We start from the raw sequence: 24,842 nt of genomic DNA, 5'->3' as shown, positions 1-24,842 counted from the left end.
ACAAATCATTTTCATCCTCCTCACCCCGTTCTGACAAAAGGGTTGCTATGTCTGGGGTGCCCGATAGCTCAATTGCCTTGCACTGTCGGGTGCGTTTCATCCAAGGACATGAAAGCCCGATGAAAAAATCATCCAAGACCGCCCGCAACCTTGTCATCGCTGTTATTATCATCCTGGCAGCAGGATGGATGGCACAGGCATATCTGTTCCCATCCGCTGCCAAAACCGGTTATGTCACCGCCAAACCCCGTATCGGCAACCTTGCCGATACGGTCCTGGCAAGTGGTACCATTACCGCTTCTAAACTGGTCAGTGTCGGCGCACAGGTGTCCGGGCAGATCAAGGCACTGCATGTCGATCTCGGGGATGAAATTAAGGAAGGCGATCTGATTGCAGAAATCGACCCTTCAACACAGCGAAACGATTTACGCGATGCCGAGGCCGCACTTGCCGATATCAAGGCACAGCTTGCCGCCAAACAGGCCGAACTGAAACAGGCGGAGCTTGACTATGCTCGCCAGAAAAAGATGCGTGCGCTTGACGCCTCGCCACAGGAAGATTTTGAAAGTGCCGAGGCAAACCTTAATGTAACCAAGGCGGAAATCGTAGCGCTAAATGCGCAAATCGATCAGGCAAAAATCGCCGTCGATACCGCCGAGATTGATCTTGGATACACCAAAATCCTGGCTCCAATGGATGGTACAGTTGTTGCCCTTCCGGTCAAAGAGGGGCAGACCGTGAACGCCGCACAATCAACGCCGACCATCATAAAACTCGCGCAGCTAGACACCATGACGGTCGAAGCTGAAATATCCGAGGCCGATGTCATTCGCGTTCGTGAAGGTCAGCTGGTCAGTTTCACTATTCTGGGCGATCCTGACACACACTATGAAAGTATCCTTCGCGCCATCGAACCAGCCCCCACCGGAATCGAGGACGACGACGACAACACTGACGACGAAGCCGTTTATTACAATGGTCTGTTTGACATCGCCAACCCGGACCACCGCCTGCGCATCTGGATGACAGCCGAAGTCACCATCACACTGAACGACGTTGAAAATGCGCTGATCATTCCGTCCGCCGCGCTGAGTGGCCCGGACAAGGACGGACAATATACCGTTCAGGTTCTTAATGACACAGGCACCCCTATTGAAAAGCCCGTCATGGTCGGCATGAACACCAACATCAATGCGCAGATCATCAGCGGTATTTCCGAAAATGACGACATCGTTATCGGCGCAACCAGTGGTGCGGTCACGACCAACCAATCCATACATCGTGGTCCGGGAGGAATGTTTTGATCATGAACCTGATAGGGAGCAACACACACAAAACCCCGCTGATAGAAATCCGCGATCTCTGGCGTCACTATCCGGCCGGCGAAGATCGCATTGCTGTGCTAAAGGGTATCAATCTGACGATTGAATGCGGCGAAATGGTTGCGATCATTGGTGCGTCCGGGTCGGGAAAATCGACCCTGATGAATATTCTGGGCTGCCTTGACCGACCGACTGGCGGTGAATACCGGGTTAATGGCCGCCTTACGAGCGATCTGGAACCCGATGAGCTGGCCGCCCTTCGGCGCGAATATTTCGGTTTTATCTTTCAGCGCTACCATCTGCTGTCGGATTTAAGCGCGCTGGGCAATGTTGAAGTCCCGTCAATCTATGCCGGGTTTGATGCCGAAACACGACGTGACCGGGCAATGGATATCTTGACCCGCGTCGGGCTTGGCGACCGAATTCATCACCGCCCCAGTCAGCTTTCCGGTGGGCAGCAGCAACGCGTCAGCATTGCACGCGCGTTGATGAATGGCGGCGATGTGATTCTGGCTGATGAGCCAACCGGTGCACTTGATAGCCAAAGTGGCGCTCAAACGCTTGAACTGCTGCGCAACCTGCATCGCGATGGCCATACCGTCATTCTGGTCACCCATGATCATGATGTTGCCGCCCACGCCGAACGCATCATTGAAATCCGCGACGGCGAAATCATCCGCGACGAACGCCAGACACAGGCCTTTGTCAAACGCGCTGCCAGCAAAAAGGCCGAAAACTATACACAGCGGGCATCTCGCATCCGGGCCGAAATCGACCAGTTCACCGAGGCATTCAAAATGGCACTGGTCGCGATGAATGCGCACCGACTGCGGACTTTTCTGACGATGCTGGGCATCATTATCGGGATCGCATCGGTGGTATCGGTCGTAGCCCTCGGCCAAGGATCACAGGATCGCATCCTTGCCGATATCAGTTCAATCGCGACCAACACGATTGATGTCAATCGTGGCAAGGATTTTGGTGATCGCGATGCCAGCCAGATCAGGACATTAACTGCGGCCGATGCAGATGTGCTGTCTACCCAGTACTATGTAGACAGCGTCACCCCCAGTGTTTCAAGCACCGTCACTCTGCGATATGGCAATATCGAAGTCGATGCCTCGGTTGCCGGTGTCGGCACCGATTATTACCGAGTACGCGGCTATGAAATGGCCGATGGAATCTGGTTTAACAACCTTGCCGTCGACAAACGCAGTCAGGACGCGGTCATTGACGACAATACACGTGAAAAACTGTTCCCGAACGGCGAAGATCCGCTCGGACAGGTGATTTTCCTTGGCACCGTGCCGGTGCGTATCATTGGTGTCACTGCGCCAAAGGACAGCACTTTTGGCAACAATGACAGTCTGAATATCTGGGTGCCCTACACCACGGCACTGACTCGAATTCTCGGTCAGAATTATCTGAGCAGCATCACCGTTCGTATTGATGACGCAGTCCAGACCGCATTGGCACAACAGAATATTGAAACCCTTCTTACCCGGCGACACGGCGTAAAGGACTTTTTCACGATCAATACCGACACCATCCGTGAAACCATCGAAAAGACCACCAGCACCATGACGCTTCTGATTTCGTCGATTGCTGTGATTTCCCTGATCGTCGGCGGGATTGGCGTGATGAATATCATGCTGGTGTCAGTTACCGAACGTACAGGTGAAATCGGGGTTCGGATGGCAGTAGGCGCACGTCAAAGCGACATTCTTCGACAATTCCTGATCGAGGCAGTTCTGGTCTGTATCCTGGGCGGAGCGCTTGGCGTTCTGACCGCTCTTGGCATCGGAGTTCTGTTCGATGCGATGGGAAGCTCGTTTTCGATGGTCTATTCGACAACCTCGATTATCGCGGCTTTTGCCTGCGCCACATTGATCGGCATTTCATTCGGCTTCCTGCCTGCCCGCAATGCCGCCCGGCTTGATCCGGTCGACGCCCTGTCGCGCGACTAACGGAGAATACAAAAATGATCACACGGATTTTAAAAACCGGGACCATCCTGTCGATGATTGCACTCGCAGGATGCAGTAGCCTTACCGAAACCCGGTATTCACGCACGGATATTGCGGCGGAAAACAGCTGGAACGGAACCGCCGCCACATCGGACAACAGAACCGCATCCGGCATCACAGCTTCGCAAAACTGGTGGCAGAATTTCGGCGATGACCAGCTTGACGCACTTATCGCCCGTGCACTTGAACGCAATAACGATCTGGCTGCCGCCACCATTAAAGTCCGCAAGGCACAATTGACGGCGGGCCTCGCCGAAGATGACCTGTATCCAGACTTTTCCGGTGGTGCGAATGCATCGGTTTCACGCGATCTGGATCAGGATAACGGAAGCACACGAAGCTTTGGCACCAATGCCGGGATCAGTTACGAACTCGATCTGTGGGGAAAGCTTGGTCATGATTATGACTCTGCTCGCTGGGAAGCACTGGCGACCCTTGAAGATCGTGAAAGTACGGCATTATCGCTAATCGGCACGACCGCAACCCTTTACTGGCAAGCTGTCTATTATCAGCAGCGACTGGAGATTGCACAGGCCAGCATCAACTATGCTCAGCAAACCCTTGATCTGGTCGATGTTCAATATGCGTCCGGCTCGACATCATCACTGGAACTGTTCGAAGCCCGCCAGAATCTTGAAAGTCAGTTGGCCGATTACACCCAAATTGAACAAAGTCTGACGGAAACCAAAAACGCCCTGTCGATCCTGTTTGACCGTCCACCGGGCGACATTGAAATCCCGCGCATGACGTTGCCATCAGATGCCCTGCCCGATGTGGCCGCAGGCCTGCCATCGGAATTGCTGTCGCGCCGTCCAGATGTGCGAGCCGCTGAATTGCGCCTGAAGGAAAGCGTTTCAGATTTGAATTCGGTCAAAACCAGTTTACTGCCTACCCTGACACTAACAGGCGATTTGGGCACCAGCAGCGACCAGTTGCGTAACCTTTTGCAAAACCCGATCGGCACACTTGGCGCAAGCCTTGCCCTGCCGTTCCTGAACTGGAACGAGGGGCAGCTCAATATCAAGGTATCCGAAGCTGAATATGAACAGGCGGTCGCCGAATTCCGTCAGACAGCCTACGAAGCCATGAGTGACGTTGAAAACGCACTTTCTGCCCGTACGCAGTATGATCGTCGTGCCGTCCGGCTTGAAGCTGCCCTCAATGCCGCCCGCAATGCCGAACGGATTTATGAAACCCGTTTCCGATCAGGGGCGGTCGCCATGCAGGATTGGCTGGACGCACAGGAAACCAGACGTTCAGCCGAAGAATCTGTTCTGGCCAACCAGCTTGATCGCATTACCAATCTGATCACGCTGTATCAGGCACTGGGTGGTGATGCCTCCAAGGCCAATGCCCAAACCAGCCCAGCCCCAGATACTACATCTGCCTGACACCAATCACCAAACAGGGAAGCAGATGATGCGTTTTGAAAATCTCTCACACCATATCGGGCATGTCCTGATCCTTTTCGGGGCAGAATTATGTGCAACCGCGATCCTGCTGGGCGAAAGCCAGGCGGCACATCATTTTTGCCCCGAACATCCGCCCAAAGCTCTGGACAACACATAGCGAGATGTGTGAGGCGATTGAGCACGCAGCATCGCTATCAAACTTCGTCATGCCAAGCTTTTCGGATGAACAGGACGTATTTGGAGATCATCACCGTCTGATACCGCGCGTCGCTACCTTGCGCTCGGATGCGAGGAAGTTGTCGTAAACAACGCCGATGCAGAAATCATGCATCGGGCCTTCGACACTGCTCAAAATGCATAAGGGGAATGGAAAATTTTGGTAATTCATAACTCCGAATTATGACAAAACAGCAAAATCATGGCTTCGCAATAAAGTACGATGATTTATGAGGGAGTAAGGTGACCACGGGAAATAATCATATAATATGATTATTTCCCGTGGTAGGCCCGGTGTCAGGCGCCACAAAAGCTGACATTCGACTTCCTGCGAAATCAATGCCTTAGCATTTTCGATTGCCAGATAAGTTGTCATCGATTGCCACAAAAGGTGACAAAAATCAGCTGAATTGACAGAAAAGCTGACATTTCTCTATTTCAGCCAATTGGACGTCGAATTTCTTTGGTCGAAGACAGACCTGATCAAAGTGCACTTACCGGGTGACCGGAGACTGGTCAGGTTTGCCCGGTCAGTTTGGCTACACTGAGAACCAACGTTAAGACGCTAGGTCCGACAGGCCAGACCTGTCGTTGGGGCAGGTTTACCCGCCCAACTACCAGTCCTATTACCAAACAGTTGCGATGAAGAAAAATTGGCGTTGAACCAAAATGCTGCCAGTAGACAGAGAAGGGCCATAGCGATATGCGCAGCTACTTCGGTTTTAAGCTTGGCTGAACACTTTCTTTGGCCCAGTCTTGAACATTGGCTTCATTTGCTGTCGCGTTGGAATATCCAGTCATGGTCCGGGTGGTTCTGGAAACGCCATTTGCGAACCGGGCCCGCCATGACATTGAGGTAATACATCTCATAGCCATACGGGCTGCCACAGGGATGATGTCCTTTGGGCACAAGCACAACGTCACCGTCTGAGACCGCCATGGTTTCATCAAGTTCGCCATCCTCGGTAAAGACGCGCTGGAAACCAAATCCCTGTTTGGGATTGAGGCGATGGTAATAGGTTTCCTCAAGATACGTCATATCGGGATAGTTGTCCTCGTCATGACGGTGTGGCGGGTAACTTGACCAGTTACCTTGTGGCGTAAAGACCTCCGTCACCAGAAGGCTATCGGCGATGTCTTTTTCTTCCATCGCAATCGGATGGATATAGCGGGTATTCGCGCCTTTGCCGCGTTCGACCAGTTCGATGTCATCAATCACGCAAGCGGGGTAATTGCCCTTGCCCGGCGCGGTACAAACTGCAAGCGTGCATTCGGTCGTCGCAACGGCCTTCCAGTTGGCATCATTGGGCGCATAGACACAAGCTGGCGGAATGCGTTCAAACACGCTCATCCGTTTGCCAAGTTCACCAAAGTCCTGATCGCCGACTGAAACCTGTGCCTTGCCTTCGACCAGAACTAGGATGACTTCACGGTCGCCAGTTGCTTCCGCGGCACTTTCACCGGGTTTCAGGTGATACAACCCAAACCCGACATAGCCCCAATTGGCACTTTCGGCCGTGATATCATGGACCTTTCCGGTCGTTCCACTTGGCTTTCTGAGCAGATCTGCCATCAGGCGTCTCCTTTATCCAGTCCGGTTTTCCGTGCCATATCGCGAAGTGATTTCAGCCCCAAGGACTGATACTCAAACGGATTGCGGACATTGGGGTCCTGTTCGGCCTCAATCACCAGCCAACCGGAATAACCGTGTTCACCTGCAATTTTAAGAACCGGTTCAAACGCAACGCCGCCTTCGCTGTCACCCGGGACCGTAAAGACGCCCCGACGCACACCTTCGAGGAAACTCAGTCCTTGTTCACGGACCTGTTTGCTCATGGCCGGGCGTACGTTTTTGCAATGGATATGGCCCACACGGTCGATGTAACGCGCGGCGAGCTCTTCCGGATCCGCACCGCCGAACCACGCATGACCGGTATCAAGCAAAAGCTTGGTTTTCGGACCCGTGTTGGCCATGAAAGCATGAATTTCATCGGCCGTTTCAACAATCGTGCCCATGTGGTGGTGATAAACGAGATCAATGCCCTGATCAGCACAATAGGCCGCGATTTTTTCGACATCCGCGCCAAACTTCGCCCACTGGCCTTCGGCCAGAACCGGGCTGTCATTTAGCGCAGCATTATCATTGCCGTGAATGGCGTTTGACGTTTCACAGACAATGCAAACCTTGCACCCCATCGCCTTAAGTAAATCCAGATGCGGCTGGATGGCTTTCTTCTCGTCCTCAACTGAATGCGTCAGGAGGTTAAGGGAATGCCAGCCCGAGATGAAACTCAAGCCATGCGGATCAAGGGCTGCTTTAAGCGCTGCTGGCTCGGTCGGCATCTTGTGGCCTTTTTCAATGCCATCAAATCCGATTTTTCCAGCTTCGGACAAGCAGGCCTCAAGGCTGATTTCTGCACCAAGGGTCTGGTCATCATCATTGGACCAGGCAATCGGGTTGGTACCGTAAAGAATCATGATCTTAATCTCCGGGGCGCTGATTTTTCAGCGCAGCTTCGTAATTTTTTCGGGCTTCATTCACGCTTGGTCGAACGGACACTTCCGGCACAGCAACGTCCCACCAATGACCGCCCGCCTCGGTACTGGGCAGTGGATCGGTGTCAATAACGATGGCATAGGATCGATCTGCCTTGCGCGCGCGCTCCATGGCTTCTTCAAGCTCGGTGATCGAAGAAACCTTCTCGGCAATTGCGCCCATTGCGCCTGCATGGGCTGTAAAATCAATCGCAGAGGGCTCGACATGGCGCGCGGTGTCCAGAAGGTTGTTAAAGCTTTCTCCGCCGGTTGCCATTTGCAACCGGTTGATGCAGCCGAAACCGCGGTTATCAAGGATCACAGTGATAACCTTGTGACCCAGCATCACACTGGTCGCGAGTTCCGAATTCATCATCATGTAGGACCCGTCGCCCACCATGACGACAACCTCGCGATCGGGGCATGCCATCTTCACACCAAGGCCGCCGGCAATCTCATAGCCCATGCATGAGAAGCCATATTCGACATGATAACCGTTCGGTCTGGATGCTTTCCAAAGCTTGTGCAATTCACCCGGAAGCCCCCCGGCAGCACACACCACAATGGAATCTTCATCCGTGCTGCGCTGAACCGCCCCGATTACCTGTGCATCGGTTGGCAACGCGTTGCTTTGCGGCACGGCAGTCACTTCATCAACCGCATCAATCCAGTTTTGTTTAAGTGCCGGATCGACCGCACCTGCATGATAATCATCCAGGGCGTTGGTCAATTCAGCCAATGTCACCTTTGCATCGCCGACAACCAAAATCGCATCATGTTTGCGCGCATCGTAAGCCGCAACATTGATCGACAGAATGCGACGATTGGAGTTTTTAAACAGCGCCCAGCTACCCGTGGTGAAATCCTGAAGACGCGTACCAAGGGCGATAATAAGATCTGCTTCCTCGGCAATCGCATTGGCACTGCTTGCCCCGGTGACACCGATTGATCCCAGATTAAGCCCATCATCCCATGGCAGGGCAGATTTCCCGGCCTGGGTTTCGGCAACCGGAATATTGTGACGATGGGCAAATTCACGTAGATCGCCACAGGCATCGGCATAATGCACACCACCCCCGGCTATGATCAGCGGCTTTTTGGCCGCCTTGATCGCGGCCACCGCGCTATCAATCTGATCAAGATCGGCACGCGGACGCAACTGCTTCCACGTTTTCGGCGCAAAGAAACTTTCCGGCCAATCATAGGCCTCTGCCTGAACATCCTGACAAAATGCCAGTGTCACCGGGCCACAATCGGCCGGGTCCGTCAGAACCGCCATGGCGCGTGGCAAGGCTGTCAAAAGCTGCTCAGGGCGGGTGATACGGTCAAAATACCGGCTGACAGGCTTGAAGCAGTCGTTGGCTGAAATAGTACCATCTCCAAAATCTTCGACCTGTTGCAACACTGGATCCGGTGCACGGTTGGCAAAGATATCGCCGGGGATAAACAGAACTGGCAAACGATTGACATGGGCCAGTGCCGCAGCGGTAACCATGTTGGTCGCACCCGGCCCGATGGATGTTGTGACCGCCATGGCGCGTTTGCGATTGGATGCCTTGGCATAGGCAATTGCCGCATGCGCCATGCCCTGTTCATTATGGCCGCGCCAGGTCGGGAAGCTGTCACCCGCACCATGCAACGCTTCGCCAATACCAGCGACATTACCATGGCCAAATATGGCCCAGCACCCGCCAAAGAAGTCCTCGCCGTCATGATTGAGCTGTGCACTCAGATACCGCACCATGGCTTGGGCGGCGGTTAACCGAACGGTTTTCATGCCGTTCCTCCCGATTTTTTGCGTGCCGCGTCCCAGGTATCACACAGGACACGGTATTTTTGGGCCATTGATGCAACGGCCTGATCATCGGTGACCTTACCTTGCATCCAGTCACGTGCAACATCGATAAAGATGGTGCGCCCGACAGCAAAGCCTTTAACCATGTTAAAGCGCGCTGCTACTTCGAAACTCTCGACCAGTTCCGCCTCCGGTGCATCAAGACCAAGCACGACGATCCCACGGCAATAGGGATCATTCTTGGTAATGGCATCACATGCATTGCGCCACGCCGCATCCGATTTCATCGGTTCAAGTTTCCACCAATCGGGATAAACCCCGATTTCATAGAAACGCTCAATCACTCTGGCTGTCGTTTGATCATCACACTCGCGGACTTTTGATGGAATAACTTCAAGCAGGAATTCCAGGCCATTACCGCGCGCAGCATCGGCAAGTCGTTGGATGGTTGCTTCCTGATCGGCCTTTGTGCCGTCGTCATCGTCCGGATGATAGAAACACAGAACCTTGACCACATGTTCTACCGGCCATTCTTGGAGGTCCGTGCCAAGATCAGGCCCGATTTCAAGCTCAAGCGGGCGCGAGCCCGGCAACTCAACCGGCCTCCCGATCCAAAGTCCAGTGCCTGCCGCTGCATAAAGCGCATCACGCCCAAGTCGCCGGTCACAAAGAATGCCGTAGCCTTCCTTGCCACCCGAAACAGTGCGAACCGCCTTCAGGCACAGCTCCTTGAACGGCCCGATGCGATCTTTTGAAACACCCACCTCATCGGCAAGGTCTTCAAGCTGCATCCGGTGGTCAAAGGCAAAAACCCGCATATCCGGCCAACTGCCCGTCCGGTTGGTCGACCAGTGGATCTGCTCCAGCTCAGCATCATGGCGCAGTTCGGGGGTCTTGATACCGCGATCAAAGAAGAACTGCAGTTCATCCCAACTCGGATAGGCAGGTGTACAGCCATGACGTGACACCGCAAATGCACCACAGGCATTGGCATATTTCAGGGACGTTTCCCAGTTCTCGTCACTCAACCAGCCCTTCAACAGGCCGGACATAAATCCGTCGCCAGCACCAAGAACATTAAACACATCGACTGCAAACCCCGGCCCGGAAACACCGTCATCAAGGCTGTCGCCTATCTTGTCAGAAAAGGCCACTGCCCCCATCGGCCCGCGCTTGCAAACCAGCGTCGCGTTTGAAATCACCCGAACATTTTCAAGCGCTTCAAGGGTATCGGTCACGCCACCGGCAATATGGAATTCTTCTTCGGTCCCAACGATCAGATCAAACAGATGCAGGGTTGCCCGCAATTCTTTGGTGACCGCGTCCGAGGCGATAAAGCGGTTTTCACCATCCCCGTGTCCGGACAACCCCCAAAGATTAGGCCGATAATCAATATCGAGTGCCGTTTTGGCCCCCGCTTCACGGGCAAGCCTGACAGCCTTTAAAACAGCTGCACGGGTTTTGGGATGGGAAAGATGCGTTCCTGTCACGGTGACACAACGCGCGCTTGCGATGAAATCAGGATCGATATCATCCTCGCACAACGCCATATCCGCGCAATTCTCGCGATAGAAAATCAGCGGGAATTGTTCCTGGTCGCGTACACCAAGAATGACAAGGGCTGTCAGACGTTCGGGATCGGTGATCACGCCGTTCACATCGACCCCTTCGGCAACCAGTTTTTCGCGGATGAAGCGCCCCATATGCTCATCCCCGACACGGGTGATAAGCGCAGATTTCAGGCCCAGTCGCGCAGTCCCGCAGGCCATATTGGTGGGCGACCCGCCGATATATTTATTGAAGGACGCCATGTCCTCAAGGCGCCCGCCAATCTGGGCGCCATAAAGGTCGACGGATGATCGTCCAATTGTAATGACATCAAGCCGCTTCATTAAATCGTCCCTCCGAGCGACCCTTCGAGTTCGGCCAGTTCCTGACCACCCGCCATAAGATCTTGTAGCTCTTCGGCAGTAATCTTGCCGCGCTCGGCAGTGCCCAAAGTGCGTCCACGGTTCAAAACCGTGAAACGATCCCCCACGGCAAGCGCGTGCCGAACGTTATGGCTGATGAAAACGACACCAACGCCCTGAGCCCTGACCTTGTCGATCGTCGCCAAAACATTTGCCGTCTGGCGTACACCAAGGGCCGATGTCGGTTCATCAAGGATTAGAACCTTGGCTCCGAAATAGACTGCACGTGCAATCGCTACAGTTTGCCGTTCGCCCCCAGAAAGCGTCCCGACAGCCTGATCGGCACTGCGCAGGTTGATACCCATTTCACGCATGTGTTTCATCGTGATGGTGTTTGCCGCTACATGGTCATAGCGTTTAAAAAGACCACCCCCTTTGGTGGGTTCGCGCCCCATAAAGAAGTTACGCGAAACCGACATGAGCGGGATCATAGCCAAATCCTGAAAGACGGTTGCAATGCCCGCTTCCATCGCTTCACGCGGGCTGGCAAAGTTCACTTCTTTGCCATTCATCCGAATGAAGCCCTTGGACGGTTTATGGACGCCCGACATGGTTTTAATAAAAGTCGACTTGCCCGCACCATTGTCGCCAAGAAGACAGTGGCATTCGCCCGGGTAAACATCGAAACTAACCCCGGCCAGGGCAATCACGTTACCGAAATGCTTTTCGATATTGTCCATATGAATGATTGGTTCAGACATCTCAACGCTCCCCGGTTACACGTTTGCGAACAACGTTGTTAAACATCACGGCCAACAGCAGCATGGCGCCCAGGAACACTTGGAACCAATCCTGATCGATATTCGTATAGGTCAGGCCGATCACAACCATGCCAAAGATGATCGCCCCAAAGAACGCGCCAATGGCGGACCCATATCCTCCGGTCAACAAACATCCACCAATAACAGCTGCAATGATGCCCTCGAATTCTTTCATGAACCCGCGCCGTGCGTCGGTGCTTCCGGCATCAAGAACCTGAATGATTGCAAGAAGAGCCGCACAGCTTGCCGTAAACATGAACAGCGCAACCTTGACCTTACGGACCGGGACACCGGAATTTGATGCTGCGTTAGCATCCCCACCAGCCGCAAACACCCAGTTTCCCCAAGGGGTGCGCAACAAAACATAAGTTGCAACAAGCGCAAGTCCCACAAACCAAAGGATTTCAATGGGAATACCGGCAACCTTGGGCATGCCGTTCTTGAATGTTTCGATCAAACCAAGGGAGGCAAACCAGGCAAATAGCCCGCTGAAGGCTTCGCCACTAAAGACCGGTGCCAGAAAATCACCTTCGACGGCGTCACGAACGCCGCGCAGTTGAGTCGCGCCACCAGTCAACCATTTAAGCCCAACAAGCGAAATGCCGCGCAAAATAAACAGAAATGCCAGGGTAACAATAAAGGATGGCAACCCGGTGCGAATGACGATCTGCCCGTTAACAGCCCCCATGCAGGCCGCAACTACGAGCGTCATCGGGATCGCAACAATTAACGGCAGACCGAGATTGACCGTAAAGGCACCGAAAATCATACCAGCAAAAGCAACCATCGAGCCGATCGAAAGGTCAAATTCCCCACCGATCATCAACATGGCAGCGCCAATCGCAAGAATGCCAAGTTGAGCTGCGGGGCTCATAAAGTTCATAAACCCGGAAAGGGTAAACATCGAGCTGTCAGCAGTGAACAAGAAGAATATCGTAACCAACACAACGCCGGCTATCGCGCCAAGCTCGGGACGTTTCATCAGTCGGGCGATCAACGGTTCTTCTTTGATCCGTTCATCTTGATTCAAGGCGGTATCACCAGTCATTGCTTCCTCTTCTGATCTTTTTTGTGGACCGGGGCGAGACCAAAAATGACGCGCCCCGGTCAACCGATAGTTCTAAATGACTTATCGAATGCCCTGCGCCGAAAGCTCGATAACCTGACCGGCTTTTTCACCGGTAATCAGGTTCGGACCAGACGGAACGTTGCCGCCCGGAATAAGTCCGTACTGCGCGTTCAAGGAAAGGAACGTTACTGGCAGGTAACCCTGAAGGAACTGCTGCTGGTCAATTGCAAATGCCGCATCGCCAGCAACAACCGCTTCAAGGAAGCTTGCCGAAAGATCGAAGGTCGCAACATTGACCGTATCGATACGACCAACCGCTTTGACTGCCGCCACTGCCGGTTCGCCTGCAGTACCGGCACCAAGCGCCATAACTGTGTCAACGTCTTCGTCCGCTTCGAGTGCTGCACGGACTTTACTTTCGATCTCGGTCGGGTCGTTGGTAGTCGGAAGAACAGTGACTTCGCCACCAAAACCTTCGGCAAAGCCGGCACACCGTTGATCAAGTGATACGTTGCCGACTTCCTGGTTCACACAGATACCGTTTGAACCACCCATCGCAGCAAGTTTTTCACCTGCGACCTTACCGGCTGTGAATTCATCCTGACCGACATGCAAAAGCGCGCCCAGCTTTTTGGACACATCAGAACCGGCATTCATGGAAATCACCGGAATGCCAGCCTGAACCGCACGTTCGATCGACGGGCCAAGCGCATCCGCATCCGGAATGGAAACAACAAGCCCATCGGGCTCTTGGTTGACAGCCGCATCAATCAACTGGCTCATCGCGACCATGTCAAAGGTCTCTGGCGAGCGATACTCGACATTGGCACCAGTATCGGCGGCGGCTTTCTCGACGCCGTTCTTAACCACAGACCAGAACGGATCGTTGGCCTGACCATGTGCAACAACGACAATGTCAGTAGCCATTGCTGGCACTGCAGCCAGCATCGTGACGGCAGCAACAAGGCCGCCTGCGAACTTCTTCATGATTTTCCTCCCTACGAGGGTTTTGTTGTTTGCGGCGTGATTACCGCCTAAAATTCGGTGTTTTCCACCGAATATCAGTTCGCCAAAGCGCGAAAGCCTCTTACGGACTTTTCAAGTTGTGCTTCGACGATATCCCTGAACCCGGGGCCCTTGACCGGTGTAAACGGATTGGGACCAGGCGCATTAACTTCAAAAATGACAGGCCCGGCATAACCAATCTGATCAAGTGATCTGATTTGCGCGGCAAAATCTGTGTGACCCTCACCAACACCGGCACGGTTGCTGTCTGCAGCGTGGTAAAGGCCGATCTTGTCGCCCGCGCGCACCAACGCGGCAGCCGGATTTTCTTCTTCGATATTCATGTGATAGGCATCAGGCAGAAGCTTGAGGTTGTCAGCACCGACCGCTTCAAGGAAAGCCAGACCCTCCTCAACGGTGCGAACCTGATGGGTTTCATAACGATTGAGGATTTCAAACACGACAGAAAGGCCGCGGTTTCTGGCAAAGTCACAAATCTGGCGGGTGGCATCAATCAACAAGCCATCTTCTTCGTTCTGAGATGTCACCGGCTTGATACGCGTCACCTGCCCATGGCAGGAGATCAGGGGATTTCCAAGTTCCTTTGCCCAATCCATCACGGCATCATAATAAGCAATTGCTTTGGCGCGGATCGCCGGATCGGGATGTGAAATATCCGCATCGCCCGGCGTAACCGAAAAGACGCTTAGTCCCTCATTGGCAAGAATCTCGCGTGCTTTGACCGGGTCAGTACCGGCAACATCGCCAAACAGCTCGACACCATCAAGTCCCGCCTTGCGCACATGCCCTGCCGTAACCGTCAATGGCGCATCGCCGAAAATCCAGGTACAGCATCCAAACTTTCTGTCCATGTTCAGCCTCCCAGAATTTCTGTTTTCACATCGACCGAACGCCCTTCAAGTGCTGATTTCGCGGCCGCTTCTGCCACGACAAGGGCGTTGATGCCGTCCTCAAGGGTAACCGGGAGGTCGCTGCCCTCCTTGACGGCATCAACAAAGGCAGCCCATTCCTGTTCATAGGCACGGGCATAACGTTCAAGAAAAAAGTACTCTGGCTTGGCTGAAACAGCACCGCTGGTTGTGATTTTCTCGACCGTGTTTTCCAGAACATTCCGGGCTGAAAGCAGCCCTTTGGAGCCAAGCAGCTCAACACGTTGGTCATAGCCATAAACAGCACGTCGGCTATTTTTGATCACGGCCATGCGACCACCCGGGAATGTCAGGGTAATGATGGCGGTATCGAGATCACCTGCTTTGCCGATTTCAGGATCGACAATACTTGAACCGCTGGCAGAAACCTTTTCGGGCACACCGCCAAATATCCAGCAAGCCATGTCAAAATCATGGATCGCCATATCGCGAAATATCCCGCCCGATACAGCAATATAGCTTACAGGTGGCGGTGCCGGGTCAAAGGACGTGATCGAAAGCAGCTCGCCTTCTCCGACTTCACCATTGTCGAACGCGTTTTTGAGTGCAGAAAAGTTTGGATCAAAACGGCGGTTAAACCCGATCATTATCGGTTTGTTATGTTGTGCGCTTGCCTTCAGGCATTGCTGTGCGCGGGCCAGATCAAGATCAACCGGCTTCTCACACAAGACAGCCTTGCCTGCTGCCGTTGCTTCCTCAATCAAGTTTGCATGCGTATCGGTAGAAGTCGCGATAAGCACCGCGTCAATCGCACGATCACTAATAATGTCATCCGTTGACATAGCCTTGATGCCAAACGCTACAGCCAACTTTGCTGCAGTTTCTTCAAACTTGTCAGATACCGCAACCAACTCACATCCCGGATGGGCAGCGATGCTTGCCGCGTGAACCTGACCAATACGCCCTGCACCAAGCAGACCTACCTTCAACATAAAATTTTCCTTCCCTATCACGATGACCATGTGAGTGATCGTGCTTTTCTCCGGTTGCAGTCATGCAGGTCGCAATCGGCCTCCCTGCCCGCAAACAAAGGTTTGTCACCGGACATCTACGGTGCCCGTTTGATAAGTGCTACTGCCCGTTCTTCGAACTAAATGGAATTTTTATTCCATTTTTTAAAAATTTCAATACATATTTTCTATTGCATCGCACCATCTCTTCGCGCACCAACTGCAACTGCAACCGAAATTGCCAAGGAAATTGTTGCTGACAGAGCGCGGAAAGCCCCAACATCAACTTCGGAAACAGCAAGAACCGAAGCCTCGATTTTGCGTAATGGGCTGCTCATCGTGTCGGTAATAGCCACAACCTCGCAGCCGACTCCACGTGCGTAAGTCGCAAGATCTATCGTCTCTTGGGAATATGGCGCAAAAGTAATGGCGATAACCACGTCACCCTTACGAATGGCATGACGTGGGTTCAGCTTGCCTACGCCATCATGCAAAACCGAGGGGATGTCCATTTTTTCGAATGCATATGAAAGGTAACTTGCAACCGGGAAAGCGCGCCGGAACCCTACAATGTGAATCATAGGGGCGTTTGCCAGGATCCTGACCACCTGCTCCAAGGACTCTGGTGAAATAGATGAGGCCAAATTTTCCAACGACAACCGGCCTGCCTCAACAAATTCAGCAAGCAGTGCGCTTGGACTGTCATCTCCAGTCGCGCGAAGATTCTCAAGCCGCGTCGCGTAATCGGGCCATTTCTGTGCATATGTTTCACGGAAAATCTTCTGCATTTCCGAAAACCCGGTGAACCCCATCAACTGACAGAACCGCATGAAAGCCGATGGCTGTACACCGGCCCCCTCGGACAACTCTGCGACAGTCGAAACGGCGATACGATCGGTATTCTGCGCAACATACTCTGCACATTGGCGCAACCTTTTGGGCATGGTTTCCGATATTTCGGCTAAGCGGTGATTGAATTCCTCAAGCGAGACAGGCGCAATCTGATCACTCATGGCGTTTGTTTTTCCTTTTTTGATTCTGCTTGACGCAAGCTTCGTTCCATGATCATCCACTAAATAGAACAAAAATTCTATTTTAACTAGGTGAGGAGTTCCAATAAATGAAATCTCTGGGAGTTGGCCTGATTGGCACAGGGTTCATGGGCAAGGCGCATGCGCTCGCATTTGGCGCGGCACGGGCAATTATGGGCGATGTTCCGGAATCTCACCTTGCAGTTTTATGCGACACCCCTGCAGAAAAAGCCGAACAGATGGCCGATCAGTTTGGCTTTGCCAGAAGCACGTCTGACTGGACCTCGCTGATCTCTGATCCGGATGTCGATATCGTTTCGATCACCACACCCAATGCCCTTCACTTCGACATGGCGATTGCCGCAATCAAGGCTGGCAAGCATGTCTATTGCGAAAAGCCGCTGGCACTTACGCTGGATCAAGCCCTCGAAATGCGCGATGCCGCCAGAACAGCGGGTGTGAAAACCATGGTCGGCTATAACTACATCAAAAACCCGGCCTTCACCCATGCCTGCCGGCTTGTCCAAAGCGGTGAGATTGGTGACATTGTCCATTTCCGCGGCTGGGTCGACGAGGACTATCAGGCTGATCCGGACCTGCCCTGGACTTGGCGGGCGAAACTTGCCGAAGCCGGACTTGGTGCGCTTGGCGACATGGGGTGTCACCTTGTTTCCATGGCATATGGCATTGCTGGCCCGATCGAAAGCCTGATCGCCGACATGCAAACCGTGCACGCCACACGCCCCCTCTCGGATGGCACCGGACGGGCGAAAGTTGAAAACGAGGATACGGCATCGGCCTTGGTCCGGTTCGCAAACGGTGCACAAGGCAGCCTTTCAACATCACGGTCGGCCTGGGGACGCAAAAACCGGCTGGCATGGGAAGTTCACGGCACCAAGGGGATGATCTGCTTTGACCAGGAACGCATGAACGAGCTGCAGCTCTTCCGCAATTCAGGCGACAAAGCACAACAAGGCTTCACCACAATCCTGACCGGCCCGGCCCACCCGCCCTACGGCGAGTTCTGCCCGGCGCCAGGCCACCAGCTTGGCTTTAACGACCTCAAAGTCATCGAAGCCTCAGCACTCTTGCGTGCCATCCGCGATGACACCTCGCCGTATCCGGATTTTACCCATGCCTACGAATTCGAAAAAGTCATTCACGCAATCGCCAAATCCGCTCGCGAAGGATTAAGGATTTCGCTGTCGGACGTATAACCCCGAATTATGACAAAACAGCAAAATCATGGCTTCGCAATAAAGTACGATGATTTATGAGGGAGTAAGGTGACCACGGGAAATAATCATATAATATGATTATTTCCCGTGGTAGGCCCGGAGGGACTTGAACCCCCAACCAGACCGTTATGAGCGGTCGGCTCTAACCAATTGAGCTACGGGCCCCCAAGACAAAAGTCCGGGTAAAGAAAAGACCGCACCGGTGGTCCGGTGCGGTCCCGAAAACTAGCGATTTTCCGGGCAAGGTCAAGCCCGAACCGCATGTGATTTCTTAATAATCGAGGAACGAACGCAGTTTGCGCGAGCGCGACGGATGCTTGAGCTTGCGCAGCGCTTTTGCTTCGATCTGACGGATACGTTCGCGGGTCACAGAGAACTGCTGACCGACCTCTTCGAGGGTGTGGTCGGTGTTCATGCCGATCCCGAAACGCATACGCAGAACACGTTCTTCACGCGGGGTGAGCGATGCCAGAACGCGCGTGGTGGTTTCACGCAGGTTGGCCTGGATCGCCGCATCCAGCGGCTGAACGGCGTTCTTGTCTTCGATGAAATCGCCAAGATGGCTGTCTTCCTCGTCCCCGATCGGGGTTTCGAGCGAGATCGGCTCCTTGGCGATTTTCAGAACCTTGCGGACCTTTTCAAGCGGCATTTGCAGTTTTTCAGCCAGCTCTTCCGGGGTCGGTTCACGGCCGATTTCATGCAACATCTGGCGCGAGGTCCGCACCAGCTTGTTGATGGTCTCTATCATGTGAACCGGAATACGGATCGTGCGCGCCTGATCGGCAATCGAGCGGGTGATCGCCTGACGGATCCACCAGGTCGCATAGGTCGAGAATTTGTAACCACGGCGGTATTCGAATTTGTCCACCGCCTTCATCAGGCCGATATTGCCTTCCTGAATCAGGTCAAGGAACTGAAGACCACGGTTGGTGTATTTCTTGGCGATCGAAATCACGAGACGCAGGTTGGCCTCGATCATTTCCTTTTTCGCACGGCCGGCTTCGCGTTCACCCTTGTTGACCACGCCATATACGCGGCGGAATTCGCCGATTGGCAAGCCGACTTCGGACGAAACCCCACCAACGCCTTCGCGCAGGTTGGCGATTTCTTCGGAATAGCGTTCAACAAAGGTTTTCCAGCCCTTGCCCGGCAAGCCGCCAACACGCTCCATCCAGTTCGGGTCAAGTTCATGGCCCTGATACTGTTTGATGAAGTCCGGACGTTTGATCTTGCAGCGATCGGCAAAGCGCAGAAGTTTCCCTTCGAGGCCAAGCAGACGGTTGTTCAAACCGGTCAGATGATCAAGAAGCTCTTCAATGCGGAAGTTGTTCAGGTGAACATCTTCCATCAGATCGACCATCTCGTTCTTGAGCTTGTTATAGCGCTTCTCGGTTGCGGCCGGAACGGCTTCACCCTTGTTCAGCGCGACAAGACGCTGTTCCTGCGCCTTGTGCAATTTCTCATAGGTCTTGGCAATCAGCTCGAACTTCTCGAGAACCTGCTCGGTCAGTTCCTCTTCCATTTTGGAAAGCGAAACGTTGACCTGCTCGTTCTCGTCATCGTCGTCGTCTTCGCCGTCACCCTCACCTTCTTCGCCTTCGGACTTTTCAGACTCGTCGTCGTCTTCGTCCTCTTCTTCATCAGACTCGTCGGTGATGCCTGCGGGGGTTTCGGTCTCGGCTTCTTCGTCATCGTCATTGGCGGACTCGAAGCTTTCGACGTCTGCTTCTGCATCGACGTCGGTATCTTCTTCCTCTTCGCCTTCGGCTGCGGCAATTTCCGCTTCCGGGCCACCGCCATAGGTGGTCTCAAGGTCAATGACGTCACGCAGCAGAAGTTCGCCAGCCTGAAGCTGGTCATGCCAGTTCACAATTGCACGAATGGTCAGCGGGGATTCGCAAATCCCGCCAATCATCATGTCGCGACCGGCTTCAATACGTTTGGCGATGGCGATTTCGCCTTCACGCGACAGCAGTTCAACACTGCCCATTTCGCGAAGATACATACGCACCGGGTCATCGGTCCGGCCAACATCTTCTTCCGAGATGTTACCACGCGGATCAGCTTCGGCCTCGTCGCTGTCGTCATTGTCGTCGGCTTCATCCGCGTCGATGACATTGATGCCCATCTCATTGAGATTGCTCATCACGTCTTCGATCTGCTCCGAGGAGAAGTGCTCGGACGGCAGGGCCGCGTTCAACTCATCGACCGAGATGTGGCCTTTCTCCTTGCCCTTGGCAATGAGCTTTTTAATGGCCGCTTTATATGTATCGAGAAGAGGTCCGTCTGCGTTTTCAGAAGAGTTCTTTTTCTCTTCAGCGTTCGAAGTCTTAGACGACATCTATTCCCCGTTTCCCGCTGGGTACGTTCGTACCGTTGTTGTCCCAAGCGCCGTATCTCTCAGCGCAAATCACAAATAGCCCGATCGCTGATCCAGACCACACATTGATCCAAGATCAGTCGTCGAGCTTAAACACTTTCTCCCGGCGTCGGGCGAGATCTTCTCGGCGATGAGAAAACCTTTCCCACTCTTCCTCGCTGGTATCTGCTGCCAACTGTCGGACGGCGTATTTTGCCTCTTCGTCCTCCAGGGAGCTTACAGCCATGGAAAAAACCTGCTTCCAACCCGTCAGGGCCCGTTCAAGCGGCGTTTCGGGCTTGGCGAAAGCAGCGTGCGCTATTACCTCCGCACTGACCACCCGCAAAACTGTCTCTGACAGCCCGTCGCGCTCCAAATGAGCCTTGATCGTCTCGCAATCAAGTCCAGGATCATCGTCAAGCAGCTTTAAGACGGCCCGACGAAGATTGTCAAGCGCGGAGTCTGCACAACTATAGATTCCGAGCTGTTCGCCGATCTCGTCATGCAGGGCAGGATGGTTGATCAGCGTCAGCAAAAGAATGGAGTCCTGCAGGTCGCGCTTCTTTTGCATGGGCGGTCGCGACATGCCCGGCACCGCTTTACCGGCCGGACCCCAGAAATGGTCATTTTTTCCGCGTTTGCCACCCCAGCCGGCCTTTTTATTTTGAAAACCGCCGGAATAGCCTCCGCGATTTGCCGGCTTGCCGCCGCGATCCCCCTTGAACAATTTCCAGATCCGGTCACGGAACATCGCATTATATTGTGAGCGCACCGCTTCATCGGCGATCACGGAAATCCGCTGATTGATTGTCGCCTCAAGCGCGGCCCGCCGTTCGGGCGTGTCGATCTTGTGCGTACCCACATCCATGCGCCAGACCAGCTCGGCCAGCGGTACGGCATGATCAATAATCTTACGGAAACTGTTAAAGCCATCCGGGGCGGCCATCAAACTGTCGGGGTCTTCGCCCTCGGGCAGGATGGAAAACAGCAATGATTTTCCCGGACGCAGGATCGGCAAGGCCCGCTCAGCCGCACGCACCGCGGCGCGCTTCCCGGCGGCATCGCCATCCAGACACAGGATCGGCTCATTGGTCATTTTCCAAAGCTCGCCAATCTGCTCTTCGGTCACGGCCGTGCCAAGGGGGGCCACCGCCCCGCGAAAGCCCGCACGATGCAGGGCGATCACATCCATATAGCCTTCGGTGACAATGATCGGGGCGTCGTTGCGCGATGCTTCGCGCGCCTGCGGCAGGCCATAAAGCAGCCGCCCCTTGTGAAACAGCGGTGTATCCGGGCTGTTAAGGTATTTCGGCTTGGCGTCCCCCATGACGCGCCCGCCAAAGGCCACCACCCGGCCGCGCCGATCCAGGATCGGGAACATCACCCGGCCACGGAACCGGTCATAGCTTTGCCGTCCGCTATCTTCGGGCTCGATCAGAAGCCCGGCCTCGATCATCAGTTTTTCGTCAATGTCTTCGCGCTTGAGTGCGGCCTTGAGCGCGCCGCGATTATCAGGCGCATAGCCCAGCCGGAAGTCACCGATTGTCTGATCATCGAGCCCACGCTGATGGAAGTAACCAAGCCCTTCCTTGCCTTCGGGCATGCGCAACATGCGTTCAAAAAACGCACAGGCGGCTTCCATGACCTCATACAGGGTCTTGGCCTTCTGTTCGCGTTCTTGGGCTTCGCGGGACTGTTTGGGGACGTCCATGCCGACCTGATTGGCCAGCACCTCGACCGCCTCGACAAAGGTCAGACCACGGGTATTCATCACAAAGCTGATGACATCGCCATGCGCGCCACAGCCAAAGCAGTGATAGAAACCCTTTTGCTCATTGACTGTGAAGGACGGGGATTTTTCAGAATGGAATGGGCACAGCCCGGAATATTCCCGACCGCGTTTAATCAGCTTCACCGATGTACCGACGACATCCGCCAGTCCCACCCGTGCCCGCAGGTCGTCAAGAAACGACTGGGGAAAGCTCATGTGCGCCCCGTTCCCGTAAGGTCGCAACGTGGCGCTGCGACGAAGTTGATTGGTCCCTGCCCCGGTCGACCTGATTTGATGTGATTATTGTCCGGTCCCGGGACGACGAAAGCCGGACGATTTTACACGCCCGGCTTCCAAATAACAGTGTGCTGTTGCGATTAACCCAACAGTTTTTTGGCAACACCACCGGCTTTGCCGAAATCCATCGTGCCGCTGTATTTTTCGCGAAGGGCGGCCATCGTGCGGCCCATATCCTTAAGGCAGGTCGCACCGATATCGGAAACCGTACCGCGCACGGCTTCTTCGATTTCGTCATCAGACAACTGGGCGGGCAGGAACTTTTCGATCACTTCGATCTCTTTGGCTTCCTGTTCGGCCAGTTCCGGGCGGTTGCCTTTGGTGTACATTTCGATGCTTTCACGGCGCTGTTTTACCATCGCCTGAAGCAAACTGATGATTTCGTCATCGGAAATGCCGTCCGTGTTGCCGTCGCTCCGTGCGGCAATATCGCGTTCCTTCAGTGCCGCCAGAATGAGGCGCACGGTGGTTACGGAGCAGGCATCCTTAGCAAGGACAGCCTTTTTCAAAGCGTCATTAAGCTGCGATCGCAGCATGGCTCATCTCTGATTCTGTGGAATAAAGGAGCGAACATACCGCAAAACAGCATTTGACGCAAAGAAAACGTTAACGTCTAAGTTATTGTTTTTATTGATAAAATAAAAGTTTAGATGCGTTCTTGACATGCCATGCCGACTCCCGTAGATATCCGCCAATTTGCCTGCCGGGATCACGCTTTGCCCCGCTTTCAGCATACAACGCTGACGTTCATGACATGCTCAGTTCATCTTGCTGGAAACCACTTGGCGCGTCTGCATGTCCGGTATGCAGGTTGAAGGCAGCCGTTTTTGTCGGCTTGCGCAGAAATATTATATATAAAAAGACTCCGTGTTTCACCGTGGAAAGATCGAAAGGACATTTGCCAATGTCAGCGCCCACGCACACCCCGCCACCTGGTGCTTCTGCCGTTCTGGTTCTTGCAGATGGTTCAGTTTTTTGGGGACGCGGCGTCGGGGCCCGAGGAGAGGTCGTTGGTGAAGTCTGCTTCAACACGTCGATCACGGGCTATCAGGAAATCATGACCGACCCGTCTTACGCCGGTCAGATGATTACCTTCACCTTCCCCCATATCGGCAATGTCGGTACCAACGACGAAGATATCGAAAACGCCAAACCGGTCGCCCTTGGCTGCATCCTGCGCCAGGACATTACCGACCCGTCAAGCTACCGCGCCGAGAAACACTTCAACGACTGGCTGAGCGAACATGGCCGGATCGGGATTGCCGGTGTTGATACCCGCCGCCTGACCAAACGCATCCGGACCGAAGGCGCGCCGAATGGTGTGATCTGCCACAACCCGGACGGCACCTTTGATATTCCCGCCCTCATCGCCAAGGCCAATGACTGGCCGGGCCTTGAAGGCATGGACCTTGCCAAGGATAACAGCTGCACCACCGGGTACGACTGGGACGAAGCACTTTGGTCGCGCGAAGGCGGATACGGCAAGGTTGGCAATGCCAAGCACCATGTCGTTGCCATAGACTACGGTGTGAAGCGCAACATCCTGCGCAATCTGGCAAGCTTGGATTGCAAGGTCTCTGTGGTTCCGGCAACCACCCCGGCTGATGAAATTCTTGCGATGAACCCCGATGGCATCTTCCTGTCAAACGGTCCGGGCGATCCGGCGGCGACCGGCGAATACGCCGTGCCGACCATCAAAACCCTGATCGAAAGCGGCAAGCCGGTATTTGGCATCTGCCTTGGTCATCAGATGATGGCGCTCGCGCTTGGGGCAAAAACCATGAAAATGGATGTCGGCCATCGCGGTGCGAACCACCCGGTCAAGGACACGACCACCGGTGTTGTTGAAATCACATCCCAGAACCACGGCTTTGTTGTCGACAAGGACAGCCTGCCCGACGGCGTCGAAGCGACGCACTTCTCGCTATTTGACGGATCGCTTGCCGGTCTGCGCCTGAAAGACAAGCCGGTCTTCGCGGTTCAGTATCACCCGGAAGCATCGCCGGGGCCGCATGACAGCCACTACCTGTTCAAACGTTTCGTTGGTCTGATCGAGGACGCCAAAGCCTGACCTGATCACCAGGACACGCCCGAGATTACGCGATTAACGGACTTAAACGAGGCGGTGCAGCCA

The 24,842-nt window shown here is 54.1% G+C and carries 19 protein-coding genes and 1 tRNA gene; 6 read left to right on the top strand and 14 right to left on the bottom strand.

All coding sequences use genetic code 11. The features are described from left to right. The first annotated feature begins 119 nt into the window (after positions 1 to 119). Genes ACXAF0_RS17570 through ACXAF0_RS17555 form a run of 4 tightly spaced genes read left to right on the top strand, consistent with a single transcriptional unit; the run spans position 120 to position 4,918 of the window. On the top strand, positions 120 to 1,304 hold the full coding sequence (locus ACXAF0_RS17570) for an efflux RND transporter periplasmic adaptor subunit (RefSeq protein ID WP_475347126.1): 1,185 nt from the start codon (positions 120 to 122) through the stop codon (positions 1,302 to 1,304). Positions 1,305 to 1,306: 2 nt separating this feature from the next. Further along, positions 1,307 to 3,289 (top strand): MacB family efflux pump subunit, encoded by a 1,983-nt coding sequence (locus ACXAF0_RS17565; protein ID WP_475347125.1) that lies wholly within the window; start codon positions 1,307 to 1,309, stop codon positions 3,287 to 3,289. A 14-nt stretch (positions 3,290 to 3,303) separates the two neighbouring features. Then, the gene (locus ACXAF0_RS17560) at positions 3,304 to 4,740 is read left to right on the top strand and encodes an efflux transporter outer membrane subunit (RefSeq protein WP_475347124.1); all 1,437 of its coding nucleotides are present in this window, start codon (positions 3,304 to 3,306) and stop codon (positions 4,738 to 4,740) included. Positions 4,741 to 4,765: 25 nt separating this feature from the next. Beyond that, positions 4,766 to 4,918, top strand: a complete 153-nt coding sequence (locus ACXAF0_RS17555; protein ID WP_475347123.1) for a hypothetical protein — start codon at positions 4,766 to 4,768, stop codon at positions 4,916 to 4,918. A gap of 828 nt (positions 4,919 to 5,746) precedes the next feature. Here the strand turns inward: ACXAF0_RS17555 and iolB are convergent. From iolB to ACXAF0_RS17505, 10 genes are all read right to left on the bottom strand, one after another. Next, positions 5,747 to 6,550 carry a 5-deoxy-glucuronate isomerase gene (gene iolB, locus ACXAF0_RS17550; RefSeq protein WP_475347122.1) on the bottom strand — a complete coding sequence of 268 codons (804 nt, stop codon included), beginning with the start codon at positions 6,548 to 6,550 and terminating at the stop codon, positions 5,747 to 5,749. After that, positions 6,550 to 7,455, bottom strand: a complete 906-nt coding sequence (gene iolE / locus ACXAF0_RS17545; RefSeq protein ID WP_475347121.1) for a myo-inosose-2 dehydratase — start codon at positions 7,453 to 7,455, stop codon at positions 6,550 to 6,552. The genes iolB and iolE overlap by 1 nt, the downstream gene beginning before the upstream one ends. 4 nt (positions 7,456 to 7,459) lie before the next feature. Next, a complete protein-coding gene (gene iolD, locus ACXAF0_RS17540) occupies positions 7,460 to 9,289 on the bottom strand; it encodes a 3D-(3,5/4)-trihydroxycyclohexane-1,2-dione acylhydrolase (decyclizing) (RefSeq protein WP_475347120.1) in 1,830 nt (609 codons plus the stop codon). Continuing rightward, positions 9,286 to 11,199 (bottom strand): bifunctional 5-dehydro-2-deoxygluconokinase/5-dehydro-2-deoxyphosphogluconate aldolase, encoded by a 1,914-nt coding sequence (locus tag ACXAF0_RS17535; protein WP_475347119.1) that lies wholly within the window; start codon positions 11,197 to 11,199, stop codon positions 9,286 to 9,288. The genes iolD and ACXAF0_RS17535 overlap by 4 nt, the downstream gene beginning before the upstream one ends. Next, the gene (locus ACXAF0_RS17530) at positions 11,199 to 11,978 is read right to left on the bottom strand and encodes an ATP-binding cassette domain-containing protein (protein WP_475347118.1); all 780 of its coding nucleotides are present in this window, start codon (positions 11,976 to 11,978) and stop codon (positions 11,199 to 11,201) included. Before ACXAF0_RS17530 ends, ACXAF0_RS17535 begins: the two co-directional genes overlap by 1 nt. A 1-nt stretch (position 11,979) precedes the next feature. Beyond that, positions 11,980 to 13,086 carry an ABC transporter permease gene (locus ACXAF0_RS17525; RefSeq protein WP_475347116.1) on the bottom strand — a complete coding sequence of 369 codons (1,107 nt, stop codon included), beginning with the start codon at positions 13,084 to 13,086 and terminating at the stop codon, positions 11,980 to 11,982. Positions 13,087 to 13,167: 81 nt separating this feature from the next. Further along, entirely contained in the window at positions 13,168 to 14,094 is a 927-nt protein-coding gene (locus ACXAF0_RS17520) for a sugar ABC transporter substrate-binding protein (RefSeq protein ID WP_475347115.1), read from the bottom strand. Between the two features lie 74 nt (positions 14,095 to 14,168). Beyond that, a complete protein-coding gene (locus ACXAF0_RS17515) occupies positions 14,169 to 14,984 on the bottom strand; it encodes a sugar phosphate isomerase/epimerase family protein (RefSeq protein WP_475347114.1) in 816 nt (271 codons plus the stop codon). Positions 14,985 to 14,986: 2 nt separating this feature from the next. Continuing rightward, positions 14,987 to 15,994 (bottom strand): inositol 2-dehydrogenase, encoded by a 1,008-nt coding sequence (iolG, locus tag ACXAF0_RS17510; protein ID WP_475347113.1) that lies wholly within the window; start codon positions 15,992 to 15,994, stop codon positions 14,987 to 14,989. 206 nt (positions 15,995 to 16,200) lie between these two features. Continuing rightward, positions 16,201 to 17,025 carry a MurR/RpiR family transcriptional regulator gene (locus ACXAF0_RS17505; protein WP_475347112.1) on the bottom strand — a complete coding sequence of 275 codons (825 nt, stop codon included), beginning with the start codon at positions 17,023 to 17,025 and terminating at the stop codon, positions 16,201 to 16,203. 107 nt (positions 17,026 to 17,132) lie between these two features. Here ACXAF0_RS17505 and ACXAF0_RS17500 point away from each other — a divergent pair, with 107 nt between their 5' ends. Then, positions 17,133 to 18,260 (top strand): Gfo/Idh/MocA family protein, encoded by a 1,128-nt coding sequence (locus ACXAF0_RS17500; RefSeq protein ID WP_475347111.1) that lies wholly within the window; start codon positions 17,133 to 17,135, stop codon positions 18,258 to 18,260. A 109-nt stretch (positions 18,261 to 18,369) separates the two neighbouring features. Here ACXAF0_RS17500 and ACXAF0_RS17495 read toward each other — a convergent pair. The 4 genes from ACXAF0_RS17495 to ACXAF0_RS17480 form a co-directional block, all read right to left on the bottom strand. After that, a tRNA-Ile gene (locus ACXAF0_RS17495) sits at positions 18,370 to 18,446 on the bottom strand. 106 nt (positions 18,447 to 18,552) lie between these two features. Continuing rightward, positions 18,553 to 20,622 (bottom strand): RNA polymerase sigma factor RpoD, encoded by a 2,070-nt coding sequence (gene rpoD, locus ACXAF0_RS17490; protein WP_475347110.1) that lies wholly within the window; start codon positions 20,620 to 20,622, stop codon positions 18,553 to 18,555. Positions 20,623 to 20,737: 115 nt separating this feature from the next. Next, complete coding sequence (gene dnaG, locus ACXAF0_RS17485; RefSeq protein WP_475347109.1) at positions 20,738 to 22,627, bottom strand: DNA primase; 1,890 nt, start codon at positions 22,625 to 22,627, stop codon at positions 20,738 to 20,740. Positions 22,628 to 22,788: 161 nt separating this feature from the next. Further along, positions 22,789 to 23,244, bottom strand: coding sequence for a GatB/YqeY domain-containing protein (locus tag ACXAF0_RS17480; protein WP_475347108.1), 456 nt, complete (start codon positions 23,242 to 23,244; stop codon positions 22,789 to 22,791). Between the two features lie 368 nt (positions 23,245 to 23,612). On the opposite strand from ACXAF0_RS17480, the gene carA reads away from it, so the two are divergent. Continuing rightward, a complete protein-coding gene (carA, locus tag ACXAF0_RS17475) occupies positions 23,613 to 24,779 on the top strand; it encodes a glutamine-hydrolyzing carbamoyl-phosphate synthase small subunit (protein WP_475347107.1) in 1,167 nt (388 codons plus the stop codon). The last annotated feature ends 63 nt before the right edge of the window (positions 24,780 to 24,842 follow it).

It is taken from the genome of Thalassospira sp. ABD4_177, from assembly GCF_056160125.1.
This window is presented reverse-complemented; position numbering and strand designations above follow the sequence as displayed.